Here is an 18,810-nt window from a genome sequence, read left to right on the forward strand (position 1 = left end):
ACGAGGAGCGGTTCGGGACGCCGCTGGGTTGCGCTGCGTGTGGGATGCGGGCGACACCGGCGGAGCTCGAACTACACCACCTCACGTATCGGGGCGTCGTCCGCGCGGACACTGGGTGGCAGGCGTGGGAGCCACACCGCGACCTCGTGCCGCTGCATCCGTACTGCCACGAACTGCTCCACCGACTCATCGACCGCGACGCGGTGCTCTCCCGGCACCGCACGCGGCGGGCCGCATCGCTGTTCGCGTTGCACCGGCTGCGGGCGAAGCTCGCGACGATCGGGGAGGCGCCGTGAACGACGACAAGCCCGACATCGAGACCCTCATGGCGCGCGAACAGGTGGGGTTCCTGCCCGCCAGCCAGTTCGACCCTGCTGTGCGATCTGGCTCGAACCGGCGGGGTGATGCTCGAAACCAGTTCGACCCGCGGAGCCGGGCGGGCTCGTCAGAACCCATCGGCGCGCACGCGGTCGACTGGCGACGCCTCGGCGACGAAAACGCGGCCGCGGAGTGGCGGATGCTGCGGGACTGGGTCGAGTGGTTCACCGTGCGCTACAACATCGCCGTCAGCGTGGTCCCCGACTGCTGGTGGCGGCACGGCGCCCTCGTTGAGGAGCTCTCGGCGCTTCATATCGCCCACCTCGCCTCCTTCGATTCGAGCGACGGCGGGTACGGCGCGATCGGATGGCACGAACACTTGTCGCTCGCGCTGCCGAGACTCACCCGTGCCGGGGCCGGCTGCGCGAGCGGCCACACGGATAGCAAGCCTCGCTCGTGGTCCAACCGGACCGACGAGCAGGAATGGGAAGCGTGGATCGCCGAGACCCACGCGCATGGAGAAAGGAAGAAGGATGACGACCAGGATCCCGGTCACCATCGAGGGCAACCTCACGGCTGACCCCGAACACGGCGCCAGTGAAGCGGGCAACGAGTACGCCCGGTTCACGGTCGCGATCAACGACCGACGCCTCAACGAGACGACGGGACGGTGGGAGGACGCCGGCACGGTGTTCCACCGCGTCGTGGTCTTCAACCAGCAGTCCCGTCACGTCGCCGAGTCACTCCGCAAGGGAGACTCGGTGCTCGTCGCCGGCGACCTTCGGTTCGGCACCTACGTCGACAAGGAGTCCGGCCAGACCCGCGAGACCCGCGACGTCGTCGCGGACAACGTCGGCGCCTCGCTCAAGTTCGCGAGCGTCGCCGTCGACCGCGCCCCAAAAGCCCGGAACCCCGAAGCTGACGCCTCGGGGCCCGTGGTGACACCGGTCTCGAACACCGGTGTCGGGATTGCTCGCTGACCCATCGCAACAGGAGAGCGGGACGGGAGTCACTGTACTCTCGTCCCGCTCTCATGGCTTGTGCAGGCTGGTTGGTCGCCGGCCGTGACAGGATCACAACATGCATCCGGGGAGTGTCGAGGCGGAGCAGCCACGTTGCCCCGTCGATGGGATCGTGATGCGCGACATCACGGATGGGTGGGAGTGCCCCGCCTGCGGTACCCGCATCGACCTCGTGCCACCGCATCCGCAACTGCCGGAGTTTGACGGTCCGGCACTTCCGAACTCCTGAGCCGTCGCGACCCTTCTATGGGGCCCATCAGGCAGGTGGAGGCGCAGATCAGACTCAGTTCAGAGTCTTGATAAGGATGAGCGTTGGGCCGTCCCAGTCGAGTTTGTGGAACTCATGCATGGGTGTGAATCCGACCGAGTCGTAGAAGGCGCGCGTCGCGGCGTATCCCGCATCCTCGTAACTTGGCCCCACAGTGTGGACCTCTAGGAACCGGCAACCCTCGCCCCGCAAAGAATCCTCGACCGCCTCAACCAATCGGCGTCCGATCCCGGACGCCCGGTGATCGGCGTGCACTGCGATAAGTGCGAGTTCCGCTGAGTGGGCGAAGTGACGTTCGACCAACGCGACGCCAACGGTGACGCCCTCAAGCGAGGCGATGTGCGACTCGAGCCGGGCCGCCATGTTCACGTAGTTGTGAACGGCGTCCTCGATCCCGAACCACTCCGGCAGAGAGCGGAGAACGCGTTCCGTGCCCTCGGGATCCGACTGTCGTTGAACGCTCACCGTCACGTTGCCGATCCTGCCACACGCGTTTCGAAGTGCGATCTCGTTTGTTGGCACCCCTCACCGACCGTGGAGCCACGCCGACGACGCCGCCACAAGCCGCCAGAGCTACTCCATCTCGGTAACCGCACCTGACCAGACCCAGCAGCGCATCTCCCTGCGTCTGACCTCGAACACGATGCCCACTGCGTTCGACGTCCACCTCGCGGCGAGCGCGTCGACCTGAATCGGCGTTGAGCCGAAGCGGACCCAGGCCTTCACTCGACGTCGAGGCGTCGGATCAATCGTGAGGGGAGCCTCGTTCAACTGGAGCTCGAGCGGACTGAGGGTCTGCAACTCGCCGTCGCGCGCGACGCGCTCGAGGATGCGTTCGTCCATGAGCCGGTCGACCCGCTCCGAGTACCGTCTGTTCGTCCCCACAACCGGGTCCCCCTTCATCCCGGCCGATCTCTCAGACTAGCAAGAATCGAACATGTGTTCTATTCTTGAGGATCATGACGGTAAGCCACGTCGAACACGAAGTGACCATATGGATGGCCGACGACATCCCTGCGCGCATGGTCTACGCGGGTCATCGCTGGCGCGTCACCGACACTCCGACGCGGCTGCGCGAGTCGATCTGGTCCGCCCCGCTCGAGTCCCATCACGGACTGTATGGCTGGCGATTCCAAGCCACGAGCGACGCCGGCGACTCGCTCGTGTTCGACGTCTACCGCGAGCGCGACCACTGGCACGTGCATCACACGTACACCTGAGCGCGGCGAGGTTGAACCGGTCCCTTTTCTGCGAAGCGCCACGTACGCCACGATCGACATGCTCTCGTCACTCGCCGGATCTAGCATGAGCGCATGAACTGGGGATCTCTTCATGCCATTGCCGGCGACTCGTCCTTCGAGCGGTGACGATGCGAACCGGGTTTCAGCTCGATGACGGGCACGAGTGTCGCGGGTGTTGGGTGTTGCGGGACGGCGATCTTACGAACGGGTTCGAGACGATCACGGCTCACGAGGATCCGGCGGGTCGATTCGTCACCTTCGAGGACCTTCACGGGACGGTGAGAGAGCGCTACTCGCTCGATGACGTGATGGCTCGCGCGTACCTCGAGTCGATCGGCCTCGACTGGCGGTAGGCGCAGTGGAAAGCTACGCCATTCCGGGCTTGTCGACTGACCGAGCCGGCCTACCCGATCCCACGCCCTGCACGAGAACCAAGCAAGGACGGATGCGGTGCTGCGGCGTCACTGCTGCCGGCAACTCCGCGGTCCGCAGGCTCCCGAGCAACCGCCTCGGCAAGCAGGGCTTCGTACTCGCGCTCTAGCGCGGCGAACTCGGCCTCTCGCGCGCCGATCCGTTCGGCAAGCAGCGCCCGCTGACCCTCGTCAGTCGGCGCTGACTCAGCATTGCGCGCATGTGCATTCGCCGCCGTTGACGCCGCGCTGGCATCGAGTCCCCGCAGGGCCTCCCCCGCGGACCGAATCCAACCGCCCATCGACGCCAGAGCCAGTTCCACGTTGTCGGCCGCCCCGACCGCGGCTGGCCGCGCCGCGCGCCACAACTCCTCCCGCGCCGCCCGCACCGCATCGTCGATCGTGACTTCCTGCGTCCCGCGCATCATGCTGTCCGCGATGGCCTCGCGAGCCGCATCCGTCGTCCGCGCGATCGCGATCGCCTCGTTGTGCTGCCGCCCACGGGTCATTCCGACGTAGAGCCCCGACGCCCCCACCCCCGGCCCGACGACCGAGGCGTCGGTCGTCTCCCCCTGGATGCCGTGCACGGTCGATGCATACGCAAGGTGCACATGCGAGGCCGCGTAATCGAGCCCGACCAACCGCAGATCGGCGCTGTCGGTCACGCTGGCGAGCACGAGCCCGTCGTCACGGATGTGTCGCACAGTCCAGAGCGCCCGGTTCTCGACATCCGCTACATGGTCGTTCCGTCGAGTCTGAACGACATCGCCTTCGAGCAGCCGCTGCTCTCCCTGCCCGACCGCAATTCGAGCGAGCGAAAGCTGCCCGCGGTCGACGCGTGATTGCTGGATGGCTTCGTTGATCCCGTCCGCTTCTTCGTTCGTGCTCGTGACCAGCGCGACCCGCCGGCCGGAGTCCGCCCAGCGGAAGTACGCCTCGACCATCACGTCGCGCGCTTGGGCAGTGTCGACCACGCCGTGGATCAGCCCGCGCTCGTCGAGTTCCGCCGCGACCGCGAGCGCCGCCTCCCGCGACGAGGGTTCGCGTAGCCGTAGCGTCAGTGACGCGTACTCAGGGTCACGGAACCGATGCACTGCGGTCAGCTCGACGACGGCCGTCGCGCGCCGGGTCAGGCAGGCCATCGCGCCGGAGTGTCCGACGGGCATCGCCTGGAGGTGGTCGCCGATCATCGCTATGCCGATTCCGGTTTCGGATGCGACGATCGCGAGCGCGTTCGCGGTGTGGAGATCGACCATGCCGGCCTCGTCGACGACGACCCGGTCGCCGGGTGTGAGCGGGAATCGCCGCGGCCCGTCGTAGACGAGCCCCGTGCGCGGGTCTGCTTCGCCCGGGCGAAGCCGCGTCCAAACCTCGGCACCAGCGTCATCGCGACCCCACCGCCACCCGTGGTCGCCGAGCAGCGCGTGCAGGCTCGACGCCGTCGCGCCGATCTCGCGGCCCGCGACGGAGGCCGCCTTCTTCGTCGGCGCCACCACGACCAACCGCCGGCCCGACTGCGCCAGCGTTGCGCGGGCGACGCGCAGCATCGTGGTCTTGCCGGCTCCGGCGGGGCCGGTCACCGACACGAGGCGGTCGGTTCCGGCGATGGCAGACGCTGCGCGCACCTGGCCCTCGTCGAGCGTGATGTCGGCAGGCAGCATCCGCGCCGCCAAAGCGACGATCGTCGCCCAATCGGCGACCCACCCGAGCTCGGCGAGCGCTTCGAGCCGCGCGGCCAGCTCGAGCTTCAATCGCGCGGTTGCCGCAGCCATGTACCCCTTAACGTGGGCCGGTCGGTCTCCGTCGATGAGGTTGACCACATGCGCGCTCGTGCGCGACAAGATGTCATCGACCACGGGCTGCAGTTCGTCGCGGTCAGCGACGACACCCGTCGCAGCAAGGGCACGGATGGCGCCGGCGCGCAGGTCGAACCGGCTGAAGCGCCCGCCACACGCGGCCGATCGTTCGTCGGCATCCACCACCGCGCGTGCCGCCAAATTGTTGAGGTCAAACTGGTCCAGTGCGGCGGCGCGGGCCGTGGTCGAGTGCCGGCGCCGGAAAATGTCGGAGTCGATCACGGCGAGCTCGTCGCGGATGAGCTGCTCCCACGCGGCTTCGTCGACGACGCCGGGCTTGTTCGGGCGGCCCTGGGCCCACGCCATCCGATCGATTTGTTGCATCACGTCGTGGTCGGGATCCTGGCCGGGGTGCTCGTCGCGCCACCGCGCGAGTAGCACAGCCCGGTTCGCCTCGATCTGGTTGGACCGCCGCGACAACGGACGCACCGCGTGCGCGAGCTGCGCGATCTCGCCGTCGTCATCGAGCGTGTAGCCGTGGGCGGCGAGCGCATTGATCCACGCAGGGTCGGTGCGCGCGGCGAGTTCACCCTCGGCGTTGATGACGGTGTGCAGCTTCATCGCGACGCGTGAGTCAACGTTCGACCACTTGCCGTCGTCGCCGAGTACCTTCACGTTGAGCCACAGGTGCCGGTGGATGTGCGGGTCCAGAGCACGCGACCGCCGGTGGCGAAGCTCGACGACTTCGATCTTGCGGAGGGACTCACGGATACTGCCGCCGGCCCCGCGGCGAGCGTTGAGCTCCTGCTGCCAGAGGCGAATGATCCGGTCCCGCAGGTGGTCCTGCAGCGCCTCGAACTCTTTGGCGAGCTGAGGGTGGATTAGCGCCGCGATGCTATAGGACTTGGGTGCGTTGATTGTGCCGTCGAGGATCAGGTCGGCATCTGGCGAGGTCAGCTCGCGCCCGCGCTGGTCGCCCGTCAACGGGTCGTGGCCATCAACCCAGCTTCGCAACTGGCCTTCGTTCAGGTGATCGGATGCGACTTCCCCGCCCTCAACAGTGAACCGCTCGACCCGTGAGCCGTCGAGCCCGCTGTACCCGGCGAGCGCTTCGACACCCGAGACGGACCGTAGGTGCGAGTCGCAGGTTCCCTTGAACGCGTAGGCAATCGCCTGCCGAACCCCCTGCGATTCGACACCCCGCTTCCAGCGTTCGAGGCCCCCGCGCATGGGTCTAGAGTACGAGGTTTGTGTCTAAGTTACGAGTGCTTACACAGAAAGTGCCTGCGTGCATTGCTCTGTCCGTGCTCATTGAGAGGGCAGCCATGTGGATTGCGGTTGAGTCGCTCGGGGCGCGTTTGCGGCGCCTAAGCGCGCGTCTTCATTGCACGGGGTATGCGGGCATTGAGTCTCGAAGCCAACGCGGGATCCCGTGGGGTGGCCGAGTCGGCGCGATGACCCACCGACATACGTACGCGCCCGCACAGAAGTCCTCGGCACGCTGAAGCGCCGAGCTCACACTCCGCGCCGTGAGACTCCGAGCCATGGTCGCCGCCTCAGGCACCTGCCCTAAGTCGAGATCCCGGCGCCTCACGACGCGTACTACATGTGCGACGGATCACGCTGTCGATGGAACCCGACGCGCGTCCGGGCCGGGGCGTATCCGCGCTCGTCACTAGGATGGCAGCCATGCCGGGGACTGAGGCGCAGCGTGGGGACGTCTACAGAGTCGATCGCGATGCGACGCTCGAACGCGACCCTAAGCCCGGTCCTCGACCGATGGTCTGCGTGGCCGAACAGCCGCACGATGACCTCGCGTGGAAGGCGATGGCGCGAACGACGACCGCTTTCGATCACACACGCGACCTGCACAGCCCCGCAGACCCCGCGACCGGCCTGACCGCGGATGGCTGGTGGTCGTACCGGTTCCTCCGCTCTGTGAAGAAGCGATGGACCGGCCGGAACGATGTCTGTGCCTATCTCGGCACACTCCAGGACCCCGTCAAAGCAGACGTCCTCCGGCACTACATGAGCCGGCCCAAGGCGAAGCTGGGGAACGGCGCATGATACGTTGGCAGACTTTGCTTTTCCGACCGTCTCCGAGGAGTTGCTGTGTCTCTCAGCCTTGACGACGCCCCGCAGGGCGTCGCCGCTGACGTGTGGCTGGGCACCATCTCGGGCGACCCGCAGATCGGCGACCTGTGGCTGCTGTCCTGGGATGCGCAGGCGCTGGGCCTCGTGGTCGTATCGGGTGTCGCGCCGACCTTCGTCCTCGGCTGGCCGGTGACGCTGCCCGACGCTCCGACGTTTCCACCCGCGATCCGTGTCGAAGAGTCACCGCTCGGAGCGGTCGCGGTGTGGCCATCTCGCGAGACCGGAGTCGGCAACCACCTGCTCCATCGGTGCTTCGGCACCATCCTGTCGGAGCGGACCATGCACTTGCTCGCCGACGCCTTCGAGAACGGCACGGACCCAGTGCTCCCCTTCGCGACGGCAAATATCGGCGTGGAGGAGCGCGAGGTCGCGAGCGATCAGTTGGTCGACGCGTGGGAGGTAATCAACCTCAACGTCTGGCCCGTTCCTCGACCCGGCGCCACTCCGCTCGACGCAGACCTCCTCCGTGAAACCGGGATCCGCATCAGCGACCTGACAAAGATCCTGTCGATGTCGGTGCCCGCAGCAGTTTCCCTCTACAACGGCGAGGCAGTCCCGACGCCAGCAGAGCTTCGACTCCTCGTCGACGCCTTGGGTGTACCGACGGAGCAGCTACTTCGCTCCCAGCCGGACGCGGAAGCCGTAGCCATGCTCGCGCCCGGCATCAAGAACGACCTCGTGGAGATCACGCGACGGCGAGCGATCGGGGAAGAAGCCGCGCGAAACCTCGTCCGAAGCGAGTTCGCCCTCGCCGCACGATCAGATGGCGACCCGCACTCACGACTCGTTGCCGCCATCCAACGCGTCCTCCACGAGAGCGATCGGTGACCCGTGGCGTCCGAAGATGAGTTGTTGGACCTCGTTCGCATGAGGAACTACCGGCAGGTCGCGATCGAACTAATCGCCCTCGAAGCCGGTCGCGACGTGTTCGACATTGAGGCGCTGCGGGAAGACCCCGAAGGCGCGCTCGGCGGCAACGATGAGATCACTGTCGAATACGACATGAGCCCGCGCGACGGGTGCTCCGTCTTCGGCTACTACCGGCACGTCCCAGCTGGCCAATCGATGATCTTCGTCCACCCTTCCCTCACGAGCGAACGTGACCGCTTCACGATCCTGCACGAACTTGGCCACCACGTTCAACGGCAGCATCTCGGTTGGGCCAACGTCCGGCACTCCCTTCCAAGCGAAATCGGTGCACAACTCGAGGAGCGCGTCGCGGACGCGTTCGCCGCGGAAGTCCTCATCCCGGCGAGCACGGTCCCGGCCGACGCCACCTGGCTGTCCGCCCGCACCTTGGCTGAGGTCTACACAACGGTGCGCGCCTCACGCGCCGCGGTCGCGATGCGCGCAATCGAGATTGCCCCAGAGGGCGAGCAGGCGACCGTCATCGTCACGGATCACCGCGGCATGGTCACCTTCGCGCGGGCTTCCGGCGATGAGGTCTTTGCGCCTGCGCGTGGGCGAATTCAGCCGGGCATCGCGAAGATGATCGAAAGCGCATTCGAGCGTGGTGGATCCGCCATCGGGCCGCTGGACCGTGGCCTCGAAGCGCGGTCCGGATGGGCGCAGCAGGACTTGCAGGTCGAGGTCGCACTCGACGACACGTGGGGCTATGCCTTCGTGGTGGTCCGCTCCGCTCAGCGGTTCGGACGAAAGCCAACCTGGGATCGTATCGACGATGCCGAATGCGGCAACGAGGCATGCGGAACGGTGTTCACCGTTAACGAGGCCGTCACCATTTGCCCGGCCTGCGAGGTGCCCAAATGCCCGGAGTGCGGGAGGTGCGCATGCGAGCCCAAAACCAGCCCGGTCTGCGACCGGTGCTGGCTTGAACTGACCCCGGCCGAGCAGGCCGACCCGGCGCTCCACGAGTGCCCCTAGCCGTTGCGGCTCAGCACGCCCGCGGCTCCTGATATCAGCTCGAAAGACCGCCTGCCACGGTGAACCATCCGTTCCTCGACGCCGGCAGCCTCACCGGGATATCGAGGCGATGACGAGGCAGTTGGGGGCGTTCCTGTTCGCGGCTCGCAGCCTGGTCCTGCAGAAGATCTCGGCTGAGGGGCTCCTGCGGCTGATTCTGACTCCTAGACTGCGGGGCCCCACAACCGATTGGAGTCCCTCATGGTCAGCATGCGAGTCGTTTACGTCACGATCCCGGGCAGGGTATTCACGCTCACGGGTGATGACGCGATCCTGTTCGAGGCGAACGTCGACCGATATCGTCCGTTCAGGTTCACGGTGCCTGGGGACAGGGAGCCCACGCTGATCAACTTCGCTGGGCTTCGTGTCCACCGCAGGAACGTCACCTTGGTCGACGACGCGGAGGAGGCGAGCTCTGCGCCGATCTGAGCGCCAAGCGGCTGCTCCCCGAGCCTTCGGGAGGTCCAGCCGACGTCCCAGGTCGCGTGTCGGACCCACACGGCCGTGTCGGCTCGGGGGTCAGAACCAGGTGTTCCAGACCTCGACCACGCCCCACACCAGCGCCGTTCCGAGAGCCGCCGCCACCGCGCCGACGATCACCTGTCCCACGACGCCCAGAGCGCTCGCCGCGGTCCGCTGAGTCCAACTCGGGCCGACTGCTTCGCGCAGCGTCTGCGGCCAGCGGAGGAACGTTGCGATAATACCCACGAGTCCCCGTTCATTCTGGACAGCGTTCTCGTGGCGGGTGCGCGCCTGCCCGATGGCCAGATCGACTGCCGACACAACCATCTGCGGTTTGAGCTCGTCTGGGCGCTCCAGTGCGTAGTGCCAGTTTGCAATCGGGTTCACTGTCGTCATGTACGCCGCGTTGCGCATCGTGAATGTGCCGCCACCGTTGGCGCCGTATGCCTCCTGGGCGGCCCCTGCCGCGATCGCCGTATCTCGCTGAAGTTGCGACCACTTGTCGTTCGACACGTTCGGCACCAGACGCGGCAAGTCCCACTCTCCACCCACCGGCTTCGCGGCGTTGATCAACTCGATGAAGGCGCGACGAAACTCGTTTAGTCGCTCCCCCTGTTGCTCAATTCGAGCTGATGGTTTCCCCATACCCTCATCTTCGCGATCGACGCCGACACTGCGCAGTGGACACGCAGTCGGCGAACCAGGGCCTTCAGGATTTCGTAAACGGCCATCGCCCCCTGGGCCTGTCCGGACCTTCACGTTGGCGGGGCAGGCCCGCGCTTCGGTCAGGTCCTGGGGCCTTCCCTCCAGAGGCACGCCGCCTCGCGGCCCCTGCCTGAACGCACAGGGCTCAGACCAGGGCATGAACGTAGAGGGGCCGGCTTCGGCCCGGTCAGCTAGGTTCGCAATAATGGGCAGCCCGCGCGGGAGCGCACCCAATCGCGCACCCATCCCCGGATGTCGACGACGGTTCAAGAACCGGCCAAAACGACGGGCGAAAACTAGGCCACCTGGTTGTCGTTTGCTCAGTCTGCCGGATCCTGCGTCTTGATGCTCGGGAGGCTGTCGATCCCTCGTCCGCGGAGCCGGTAGCTGGCGCCTTTGAGGGTGAGCACGTCGGCGTGGTGGACGATCCGGTCGATCATCGCGGCGGCGACGGCCTGGTCGCCGAACACCCCGCCCCAGCCGGAAAACGGCAGGTTCGAGGTCAGGATCAGCGAGGCGTGTTCGTAGCGGCTCGAGACGAGCTGGAAGAACAGGTTGGCGGCGTCCTGTTCGAACGGGAGGTATCCGACCTCGTCGACGATGATCAGCCCGTAGCGGCGCAGGCGGGTGAGCTCGCGGGGCAGGCTGCCTTGCCGGTGGGCGTCGGTGAGGCGGGTGACCCAGTCGGTCGCGGTGGCGAACAGCACTCGGTGACCGTGCCGGGCGGCGACGATCCCGAGCGCGGTCGCGAGGTGCGTCTTCCCGGTTCCCGGTGGGCCGAGCAGGACCACGTTCTGCGCTTCCAGGAGGAACCCGCCGGAGGCGAGAGCTGCGACCTGCTGGCGGGCGGTGGGTTGGGCGTCCCAGTCGAAGTCCTCGAGCGTCTTTCGTGCCGGGAACCCGGCCGCCTTGATCCGCAGTTCTGCGCCGGACGCATTCCGCGCTGACACCTCCCTCTCTAGGACGGCGGCGAGGTAGTCCTCGAACGACCAGCCCGCGTCGCGGGCCTGGTCGGCCATCCGGGCGGCGGCTTCAGTGATGCGGGGTGCTTTCAGCGCGCCGGCGAGGTAGGTGATCTGCTTGACCGACTCGGTGCTCTTCGCGGCCATCACGCGACCCCGCTGATTCCGAACGCGCGGTCGTAGTCGGCGAGATCTCGGGTGAGATCGTCGACGACGGGTTGTCGTGGTTGCTGGAACTGTTGTCGCAGCAGCTTCGCCGTCTCTCGGTGGGTCGGGTCGGTGACGACGGCGCCGCGGGCCCAGATTCGGCGGTGGTCGGCGAGGATCCGTCCGTCCAGCCGCACTCGGACCCGGTCGAGGTCGGCGGTGACGTCGACCATCCGGCCGATCGCTTGTGGGTCGACGGAGTAGTCGCTGGTGTCCAGACGCACGTAGTAATCCCGTCCCAGACGCACTCGTTCCCGCCAGCCCAGCTGCAGCGGGACCGGAGGCAGCGGCAGCATCCGAGACCGGTCGTGGTCGATCAGGTCGATCGGCCTGGCCTTGATCGTCCGCACCACCCGGGCGTTCGCGCGTTCGAGCCAATCGGTCAGTTGCGTGTTGAAGTCGGCCGGTGAGGTGAAGGTGCGGCCGGGCATGAACGAGCTCTCCATCCAGCCGTTGCGCCGCTCCACGATGCCCTTCGATTCGGGGTCGTAGGGCCGCAGCTGCACGACCTTGGTGGCGAGGGTGCCGGCGAACGCGGCGACACCTTGCGCGAGCCGACCCTTCTGCCCGATACCGGGTTCGTTGTCCCAGATCAGCCGGCGTGGCACCCGCCCCAGCTGTTGGATCAGCTCCCACGAGCCGAGCAGCAGGTCCTCGGTCTTTCGGGTCGGGATCATCCTGGCGGTGATGAACCGGGAGTGCGCTGCGACGATCACCAGCACCGGCAGCAGCACACTGCCACCGTCCTCGAGCGGGATCTTCCGCGGCGGGAACCAGAGATCGCACTGCGCCGCGTCACCGGCGGCCCACGACAGCCGGTCGGCCGGGTCAACCGGGCGGTGCTCCGGCCGCAACCGGCGGACGTTCTCCCGGAACCAGGTGATCGAGCCGGCCCATTCGACCCGTTCTGCGATCACCGTCGCCGGCATCGACGGATGCTCCGCGAGCAACGCCCTCACCCGCGCCTCGAAGGGTGAGAACGACGTCGCCTGCGGCCTTCGCTGATACTTCGGCGGCCGGTCCGACCGCACCGCGGCCGCGACCGTGTCCCTCGCGATCCCGAGGTCCCTCGCGACTTGGCGCTGCGGAACCCCGTCCGCGACCAGCCGCCTGATCAACGCCCAATCTTCCAAGGAGATCACCCACCCAATCTGGTCTGGGTGGCCTAGTTTTCAAGCGTCGTTTTGGCCGGGTTCTTGAGCGTCGCCGACACCGGAACCCCTGGTCCGAGCGTCGACCATCGAGTGCCGCCCTCACCCCGATTGCAGACTGCCTCACGCACAGGGTGGCCCTTATTGTGCTAGCGCACGTATGCGGATCGGACTCGCGCGCCCTACGCTCCGTCCGGCGCGCCGGGCGGACGCCGGATTGCATGTCGCTGCGACGCACTTTCGTTGGCACGCAAGTGCAAGAGCACGACGCGTCCACGAAGACGAGGCCGCCTTCGGATTCGAAGTCAGATGGAAAGCGCCGCACTGCGTGCACGGGTGGACGCCGACGACCACGCGATCGCGTGCTGCTCAAGCATCCTGGCACGCGCGGCGAACAGCGCGCGGCCAGCCACATATAGGGAGGGGTAGGGGGTTTTCGGGCAGGTAAACACCGCGGCTCCATGTCGTGAAACAGGAACGACCGCGGGTAACAGCGGTACTTTGCCGCGGCCCTTCGCGCCACGGCATCACGTGCCCCAAGTCGTTATCTCGCCCCCCTGTCCGGTTGTCGACGGCGCTCGAAAACTGGACAGTAGCGGCGCGGTGGTTTCTAGTGACCGTCGCACGAGGACCATCCGGAAGGGGTTCTCGTATGTCGTCTCGTCGTGTTCGGAAGGGGCCGGGTCGTAGGCCGAAGTCATTGGCGCGGAAGCGGTTCGTTGAGCTGCTTGCTGAAGGCTGGTCGATGGCCGCCGCCGCCCGCGAGGTGGGAGTGAGCCGATCCGCGGCGCACATCTGGAAGAACGGCACGACAGTCAGGCGCAAGGATGGCACCGTCAAGGTCGTGCCCCCGCTCGAGCCGCTTGCCGCCCGTGTCATCTCGCCCCGGTTCCTGTCGGAGGAGGAGCGGGTGCAGATCGCTGACCTCGCATCGCGCGGCCTCGGTCCGACCGCGATCGGAACCGTGCTGGGAAGGGCGCCATCCACGATCAGCCGGGAGCTGCGACGCAATCTGCATCCATCGGGGCAGTACCGGCCGTTTCACGCGCACTCGGCCGCCGCAGCGCGGCGGCGGAGAACCCGAGCGTTCAAGCTGAGCAGCGACCCTGAGCTGCGCTCATACGTGACCGCCAGACTCAAGGAGAGGTGGAGTCCGCAGCAGATCTCCCGCGCCCTGCAACGCGCACACCCCGATGAGCCGGCGCGGCGAGTGGCGGCAGAGACGATCTATCAGGCCATCTACCGTCCATCGGCCGGGATTCTGCGCAAGCCGGCGCCGTCACCGCTACGGACCGGGCGTGACCATCGGCGCGGTCACACCCGGCAGATCCGGGCGGGGAGGCGGTTCGCGCAGCCGATGCTGTCAGTGCACCAGCGCGGCTTCGATCCCTCCGACCGCTCGGAGGCCGGCCACTGGGAGGGGGACCTCATCGTCGGCCCTCACAATCGATCTGCGATCGGCACGCTCGTGGAACGACAGACCCGCTACGTGAAGCTGCTACATCTGCCCGCGTTCAACTCGATCGAGATGCACGCGGCCCTCGTCCGCACGCTCGGCGAACTACCGCCACCGTTGCGGCGCACGCTGACCTGGGATCAGGGCACCGAGATGGCCAATCACCTCGACGTCACCGCCGACACCGGAACGCGGATCTACTTCTGCGACGCCGCGAGCCCCTGGCAACGCGGCAGCAACGAGAACACCAACGGCCTGTTGCGTCAGTACTTCCCGAAATCCACGGACCTGTCTGTGCACAGCCCACGTGACCTCGCTCGCGTCGAGTCCGAACTCAACAGACGTCCCCGGATGACACTCGGCGACCGCACGCCACACGACCTCTTCACTGCTTTGCTAGCCTCCGAGAACCATCCCTCGTTGCGATGACTGCTGGAATACAAGGCGCCGAAAACGTTCAGAGTTCGGGCGCCGTCGACACCGGTTTCCCGCGGGACTTATGCGAGCGATCTAGTGGAATCGATCGTAGCGGTCACGTCGGTCCGTCGGTGACCGCGTATCGCAACAGTTCTCGGATCTAGACGCGGCTATCAACCTCGGACGTGTGGATCAAGTCCGATCTGATCCAGAACAGCGATGAGCGGAGCGTTGCAAGTCGACGATGATTGGTCCATGGTCGCGAACGCCCCACCGGCACTGGCATCAGCGGCTCCAGAACAGCCCAAACCTCATCCGAGATCTCCTTACGCGTCACATCATCGAGACTCGCCGACCACTAACCCAGACCTCTTGATCAACACGCCCTAGGCACGGCGCCCGGACTACAGCCGCAACTCCCCCGCCGGCGAGGCCGCCTGCATCACGTGCCGGAGCTCATCAGCACGCTCGGTGTCGCCGACGCCGCGGCGGTACGAGAACATCCGCATGCCGGCCACAGCAAGGCGTGCCGGACGTCCTTCGAAGCCGACCACATCGAAGGCGGTCGCGGGTCGGTCATCCGGGTACATGAGCACTGCCAGCGGCGAATCGAGCGCGGCGGCCGTCGTGAGCGCCTGGAAGACGTGGTCTCGCGCGGGCGGGGTCGCGCTCGAGTACTTCGCCTCGAAGGTCGCCGCGACCCGCCCGTCCGCCCAGCGCAGCAGCCCGTCCGGCTCGACGCCCTGCGCGACCTTGCCGGTCGCGGCGTCGCGTAGCAGCGGGTGTGTGGTCTTCGATGCGAGATGCAGCGCGGGGTCGAGCGCAACGACGGCCCTCAGCGTGCGCTCGAGCAGCGTTTCGAGCAGCGGCCAGGGCTCGACCGCGACCTCGAGGCCCGTTGCGTGGCCGGGGTCGCCAACGACGGAGCGGTTCCGCAGCAGCGGCGCAGCGATGTCCCACGCGGGCCCGTACGCCGCCCACTGCGACGGCAGGCGCCGCCGCCCGACCATCGGGTTCACGAACGACGGAATCGCTTGTCCCGGCACCACAGCGCTCTGCAGTCGCCGCAACCGGGACGCGAGCTCGCCGCCGGCGGCAGAGCGGCTGAGCAACCCCGCTACGACACTCATCCCGCGCGTGAAGTCGTTGCCGACGCTCAGCTCGTCGCGGCTCATCGGGAATCGCGCCGGGTCGAGGACGACGCCGCGCATCCAGCGGGTGACGTCCAGCCGCCCGCTCCACCGGCGGCTGACGTGGTGCTTGCGCTCGTACACCTGCAGCGGCCCCTCGCGGCGGATGGCGCGTTCGAGGCGGCGGGCGTATTCGAGCGCGAGGGCGGCTGAGAGGTCATCGCGGCGCTGCGACGGGCGGGAGCGCTGGCTGCCGGCAACCGCGAGGCGCGTGTCGTCCGAGAGCAGGTGAATGACGGCGGTCGTCCAGTCGTCGACCCGCAGTTTCGGCGCGACCTCGATGACGTCGCCGCCCGGCAGCGTGAACGAGCCGATGACGTTCATGAACGTGACTGCGTCGCCGTCGGTGGTGAACTGCCGAAGACGCGGCCTGAGCTGTTCGACGAGCCCGGCTGCGGCAGACGTCATCTCGTCCCGGCGCCGACGCTCGACGACCTGGGGCTCGAACTCGCGGAACGAGTGCCGCTCGGACATCACAGCTTCGCTTGATGCTTGAGCTCCTCGACGGCGTCCGCTGCGCCGAGCGTGGACAGCTCGCGGATGTGGAGGCGGGCAGAGGCGTACGTGCCGAGCTCCGAATCCCCCGCCTTCCAGGTTGCCGTCGCGTCTGCCCGGGTGTCTGGTGTCTCCGCGGTGCCGGCCCGCAGTACGGCCGCGAGCGCGCCGTCGTCGTCCTGCATGGCCAGGCGCAGCGTCGAGACAACGCGGAAGTCGAAGGCGCTCGCCAGACTGTGGATGGCGTCCTCCACGGTATCGCGGCGGATACCCCAGAAGTTCGACTGCCCGAGGCGGAAGTCGGTGCCCAGCACGGCGTCGATACGCCCGTTTAGCGCGCGGAGGAGCTCGACGGCCAGAGCGGCCACGGTGCCCGTCGTCCACTCGTCGAGTGGTGCCGCGAAGTCGGGGTCCTCAGCTGCGTTCAGCTGCTGCGCGAGGACGTCGTAGTTCGGTGGCATCTCGATGATGGAGAAGCGGCGGCGCAGCGCCGCGTCGAGCGGCGCGACCGAGCGGTCGGACGAGTTCATTGCCGCGACGACCCAGAGGTTCGAGGGGAGCGTGAACTCGCCCGGCACTCGAACGTCCTTCCCGTGCTTGAACTCGTCGGGCACGTCGATGCCGAGTTCTCCGAACGGGAGATTCACGAAGGAGCGCCCGCGCTTGTCCTTGTCCAGTAGCGCGATGGTGTCGCCGAGGACCGCAGCGGCGTTCCCGCGGTTGAACTCGTCGAGGACCAACAACGCGCGGGTGTCCGGGTTGCCAGCGTACTGCGCGAGGTTGACGAGCGGCCCCGGCGTGGGCTTCACCGAAACGCCGTTCTTCGCCGGGTGCGGCAGCAAGCCGACGACCAGGTTCTCGTAAGTGTAGGCGGGGTGCAGCACGACGACGCGCGCCTTGCCGGGCAGACCGGTGTTCGCTTCACTGAACGCGTCGTGGTTCTTGTCGGGGTCGAACAGCAGGCCGCCAGCGGCGTTCTCCACGAAATGCGTGAGCTTCTCGAGCAGCACCGTCTTGCCCGTCCCTGGCGGGCCGACGAGGAGGATGTTGGGATTCTCGACAAGTCGCTCGATGAGTGCAGCCACATCCGGCTCAGCTGCAACCCCGCCCGATACTTCGATGGCTCGGCACGCGTCGCTATCTCTGGTCGCTGCAGCGCGCTCCTGGACGACAGCGGGGGTTTGGTCGAGTGCGGCCCACTCGAGACCCGGTTGCGGCTTGCCTAGGAACGCGCGGATATGAAGCACATCCTTCTCGTCGCGGAGCTTGACGGCGACGACGTAAGGGTCCAGGTCTCGTGATGCAAAGTCCGCCCACTGGGTCTCAGCATCGGCAAACACAGCCTTCGTCGGGTCACCGGGAAACGTCTCGACCGTTGCTGGGGAGGGATTCAGCGAGACTTTCCACGGAAGTGGCGCGTCGCTATAGCCCCACCCGACGTGGAAGCGCTCGCTTGAGAACGAAACGAAACCGCGATGGGAGCCACCGGGCCACTGGTACGTAATGTCATGGGATGCGTTGGGGACCGCGGGGACATCGAACACCCGAGAGAGCAGCCCGCCACATTGGGAGGACGGACCACCGGACTGAAGGAAGTCGTGCGAATACGGCGCCTTCCCGAGGCGACCGTAGGCAGCCCCGAAATTGGAGCGGGTGTATTTCCATACCCAGACTGCTTCGACCGGCTGAGACCCCACAACTCACCTTCCGATGACGATGGCCTCCGGGGAAAGGTGCGATTCGACCTCGCGCTTGCTCTGCGCAGCCAGTGACCGATGTGTTCTGAAGGTCACGATATCGGCGAAATGGAACAACTCCCGCACACCAGACGTGTCGCGATTCGACATCACCCAGCGGATGCCCCGGCGCGTCATGTCCTCGCACGCCGCAGCGAGCTCGACAAGGTCCCGCAATTCGAACGTCCTAGCCGTGTACTTGTTGAACTTCGCCGTCGGCTCCTTCTCGGAGTCTGGCTTGCTGAACACCGGCAGGTACGGGGGGTCGAGGTATACGAAGTCCCCGGGCTGCACACGGTCGAGGGCTACTCGGAAGTCCTCGGTCCGGATGTCGGCGAGGCTCAGTGTCGCCCGCAGGCCGGCGTACGTGTCCTCAGTGAACCCCTTGAACTGCCGGTCGCCCCACGGCACGTTCATGGCGCCGGTCTTGGAGTTCTCCCGCCAGAGGTGGTTCCAGGATGTCGCGTTGAGATAGAGGAACCGAGCCGCGCTCTCGAGCGGGTCGGTCGGGACCTGGGCCCGCATCTCGTAGTAGTAGTCCTTCGAGTCGCGCTCCTGATGCGCGTCGAGCAGCGGGCGCAGGGCCTCCTGCTCGTCGCGCATGGCGACCCAGGCGTTTACGAGGTGCTTGTTCAGGTCGGCGAGATGCGCTCGGCCGCCGATGCGGGATTCGACGGCGAAGTAAACCGCGCCGCCACCGAGGAACGGCTCGTGGTAGTTCTGGAACGCGTCGGGCACGTGCGGCAGAATGCGCGGGAGCAGGCGGGTCTTCCCACCTGCCCAGCGGACGAAGGGCTTCGTGACCTTCGGCGGCGCGGTCTGCAGCATGAACGGCCTCCGGAGTGCCTGCGATGTCAGTGGGTCTTGCCACTCTAATCTGGAGCAGGCCACCGACAT

18 protein-coding genes are annotated in these 18,810 nt (G+C 66.9%); 9 read left to right on the top strand and 9 right to left on the bottom strand.

Annotated elements, in window-relative coordinates; genetic code table 11:
- Positions 1-44 precede the first annotated feature (44 nt).
- Genes BJ991_RS00210 through BJ991_RS00220 form a run of 3 tightly spaced genes read left to right on the top strand, consistent with a single transcriptional unit; the run spans position 45 to position 1,298 of the window.
- Positions 45-296, top strand: a complete 252-nt coding sequence (locus tag BJ991_RS00210; RefSeq protein ID WP_179486467.1) for a hypothetical protein — start codon at positions 45-47, stop codon at positions 294-296.
- Positions 293-898 (top strand): hypothetical protein, encoded by a 606-nt coding sequence (locus BJ991_RS00215; protein ID WP_179486468.1) that lies wholly within the window; start codon positions 293-295, stop codon positions 896-898. Before BJ991_RS00210 ends, BJ991_RS00215 begins: the two co-directional genes overlap by 4 nt.
- Complete coding sequence (locus tag BJ991_RS00220; protein WP_179486469.1) at positions 852-1,298, top strand: single-stranded DNA-binding protein; 447 nt, start codon at positions 852-854, stop codon at positions 1,296-1,298. The genes BJ991_RS00215 and BJ991_RS00220 overlap by 47 nt, the downstream gene beginning before the upstream one ends.
- 325 nt (positions 1,299-1,623) lie before the next feature.
- On the opposite strand, the gene BJ991_RS00225 is transcribed toward BJ991_RS00220, so the two are convergent.
- Positions 1,624-2,079, bottom strand: a complete 456-nt coding sequence (locus BJ991_RS00225; RefSeq protein ID WP_218852825.1) for a GNAT family N-acetyltransferase — start codon at positions 2,077-2,079, stop codon at positions 1,624-1,626.
- Positions 2,080-2,181: 102 nt separating this feature from the next.
- Positions 2,182-2,451: a hypothetical protein gene (locus BJ991_RS00230; RefSeq protein ID WP_218852826.1), complete on the bottom strand. Its 270-nt coding sequence runs from the start codon at positions 2,449-2,451 to the stop codon at positions 2,182-2,184.
- A gap of 116 nt (positions 2,452-2,567) precedes the next feature.
- Here BJ991_RS00230 and BJ991_RS00235 point away from each other — a divergent pair, with 116 nt between their 5' ends.
- Entirely contained in the window at positions 2,568-2,828 is a 261-nt protein-coding gene (locus tag BJ991_RS00235) for a hypothetical protein (protein WP_179486471.1), read from the top strand.
- Between the two features lie 424 nt (positions 2,829-3,252).
- Here BJ991_RS00235 and BJ991_RS00240 read toward each other — a convergent pair whose 3' ends face one another.
- Positions 3,253-6,285 carry an AAA family ATPase gene (locus BJ991_RS00240; protein ID WP_179486472.1) on the bottom strand — a complete coding sequence of 1,011 codons (3,033 nt, stop codon included), beginning with the start codon at positions 6,283-6,285 and terminating at the stop codon, positions 3,253-3,255.
- 459 nt (positions 6,286-6,744) lie between these two features.
- Here BJ991_RS00240 and BJ991_RS00245 point away from each other — a divergent pair, with 459 nt between their 5' ends.
- The 4 genes from BJ991_RS00245 to BJ991_RS00260 all read left to right on the top strand — a co-directional run bounded on the left by BJ991_RS00245 (position 6,745) and on the right by BJ991_RS00260 (position 9,561).
- Positions 6,745-7,122, top strand: a complete 378-nt coding sequence (locus BJ991_RS00245; RefSeq protein ID WP_179486473.1) for a hypothetical protein — start codon at positions 6,745-6,747, stop codon at positions 7,120-7,122.
- Between the two features lie 45 nt (positions 7,123-7,167).
- Complete coding sequence (locus tag BJ991_RS00250) at positions 7,168-8,037, top strand: helix-turn-helix domain-containing protein (protein ID WP_179486474.1); 870 nt, start codon at positions 7,168-7,170, stop codon at positions 8,035-8,037.
- 3 nt (positions 8,038-8,040) lie between these two features.
- Positions 8,041-9,093: an ImmA/IrrE family metallo-endopeptidase gene (locus BJ991_RS00255; protein WP_179486475.1), complete on the top strand. Its 1,053-nt coding sequence runs from the start codon at positions 8,041-8,043 to the stop codon at positions 9,091-9,093.
- 240 nt (positions 9,094-9,333) lie between these two features.
- The gene (locus BJ991_RS00260; protein ID WP_179486476.1) at positions 9,334-9,561 is read left to right on the top strand and encodes a hypothetical protein; all 228 of its coding nucleotides are present in this window, start codon (positions 9,334-9,336) and stop codon (positions 9,559-9,561) included.
- Between the two features lie 90 nt (positions 9,562-9,651).
- Here BJ991_RS00260 and BJ991_RS00265 read toward each other — a convergent pair whose 3' ends face one another.
- From BJ991_RS00265 to istA, 3 genes are all read right to left on the bottom strand, one after another.
- Positions 9,652-10,239, bottom strand: coding sequence for a hypothetical protein (locus BJ991_RS00265; RefSeq protein ID WP_179486477.1), 588 nt, complete (start codon positions 10,237-10,239; stop codon positions 9,652-9,654).
- Between the two features lie 380 nt (positions 10,240-10,619).
- On the bottom strand, positions 10,620-11,408 hold the full coding sequence (gene istB / locus BJ991_RS00270) for an IS21-like element helper ATPase IstB (protein ID WP_179486478.1): 789 nt from the start codon (positions 11,406-11,408) through the stop codon (positions 10,620-10,622).
- Complete coding sequence (istA, locus tag BJ991_RS00275) at positions 11,408-12,610, bottom strand: IS21 family transposase (RefSeq protein WP_179486479.1); 1,203 nt, start codon at positions 12,608-12,610, stop codon at positions 11,408-11,410. The genes istB and istA overlap by 1 nt, the downstream gene beginning before the upstream one ends.
- A 661-nt stretch (positions 12,611-13,271) precedes the next feature.
- Here istA and BJ991_RS00280 point away from each other — a divergent pair.
- The gene (locus BJ991_RS00280; RefSeq protein WP_343048567.1) at positions 13,272-14,504 is read left to right on the top strand and encodes an IS30 family transposase; all 1,233 of its coding nucleotides are present in this window, start codon (positions 13,272-13,274) and stop codon (positions 14,502-14,504) included.
- Between the two features lie 392 nt (positions 14,505-14,896).
- Here the strand turns inward: BJ991_RS00280 and BJ991_RS00285 are convergent, their stop codons facing one another.
- The 3 genes from BJ991_RS00285 to BJ991_RS00295 form a co-directional block, all read right to left on the bottom strand.
- Positions 14,897-16,156 carry a 5-methylcytosine restriction system specificity protein McrC gene (locus BJ991_RS00285; RefSeq protein WP_179486480.1) on the bottom strand — a complete coding sequence of 420 codons (1,260 nt, stop codon included), beginning with the start codon at positions 16,154-16,156 and terminating at the stop codon, positions 14,897-14,899.
- Positions 16,156-17,721, bottom strand: coding sequence for an AAA family ATPase (locus tag BJ991_RS18735; RefSeq protein ID WP_179486481.1), 1,566 nt, complete (start codon positions 17,719-17,721; stop codon positions 16,156-16,158). Before BJ991_RS18735 ends, BJ991_RS00285 begins: the two co-directional genes overlap by 1 nt.
- Before the next feature lie 156 nt (positions 17,722-17,877).
- Positions 17,878-18,741 (bottom strand): DNA adenine methylase, encoded by an 864-nt coding sequence (locus BJ991_RS00295; protein ID WP_179486482.1) that lies wholly within the window; start codon positions 18,739-18,741, stop codon positions 17,878-17,880.
- Positions 18,742-18,810: the final 69 nt, after the last annotated feature.

This window comes from Microbacterium immunditiarum (genome assembly GCF_013409785.1).
Classification (GTDB): Bacteria; Actinomycetota; Actinomycetes; order Actinomycetales; family Microbacteriaceae; genus Microbacterium; species Microbacterium immunditiarum.

Excerpts from the sequence above, each read along its gene's own strand:
- BJ991_RS00230 (WP_218852826.1), bottom strand. The coding sequence starts at position 2,451 with ATGGACGAACGCATCCTCGAGCGCGTCGCGCGCGACGGCGAGTTGCAG.
- BJ991_RS00220 (WP_179486469.1), top strand. The coding sequence starts at position 852 with ATGACGACCAGGATCCCGGTCACCATCGAGGGCAACCTCACGGCTGAC.
- BJ991_RS00235 (WP_179486471.1), top strand. The coding sequence starts at position 2,568 with ATGACGGTAAGCCACGTCGAACACGAAGTGACCATATGGATGGCCGAC.
- BJ991_RS00285 (WP_179486480.1), bottom strand. The coding sequence starts at position 16,156 with ATGTCCGAGCGGCACTCGTTCCGCGAGTTCGAGCCCCAGGTCGTCGAG.
- BJ991_RS00210 (WP_179486467.1), top strand. The coding sequence starts at position 45 with ATGCGGGCGACACCGGCGGAGCTCGAACTACACCACCTCACGTATCGG.
- BJ991_RS00295 (WP_179486482.1), bottom strand. The coding sequence starts at position 18,741 with ATGCTGCAGACCGCGCCGCCGAAGGTCACGAAGCCCTTCGTCCGCTGG.
- BJ991_RS00240 (WP_179486472.1), bottom strand. The coding sequence starts at position 6,285 with ATGCGCGGGGGCCTCGAACGCTGGAAGCGGGGTGTCGAATCGCAGGGG.
- BJ991_RS00265 (WP_179486477.1), bottom strand. The coding sequence starts at position 10,239 with ATGGGGAAACCATCAGCTCGAATTGAGCAACAGGGGGAGCGACTAAAC.
- BJ991_RS00260 (WP_179486476.1), top strand. The coding sequence starts at position 9,334 with ATGGTCAGCATGCGAGTCGTTTACGTCACGATCCCGGGCAGGGTATTC.
- istB (WP_179486478.1), bottom strand. The coding sequence starts at position 11,408 with ATGGCCGCGAAGAGCACCGAGTCGGTCAAGCAGATCACCTACCTCGCC.
- BJ991_RS00280 (WP_343048567.1), top strand. The coding sequence starts at position 13,272 with ATGTCGTCTCGTCGTGTTCGGAAGGGGCCGGGTCGTAGGCCGAAGTCA.
- BJ991_RS00245 (WP_179486473.1), top strand. The coding sequence starts at position 6,745 with ATGCCGGGGACTGAGGCGCAGCGTGGGGACGTCTACAGAGTCGATCGC.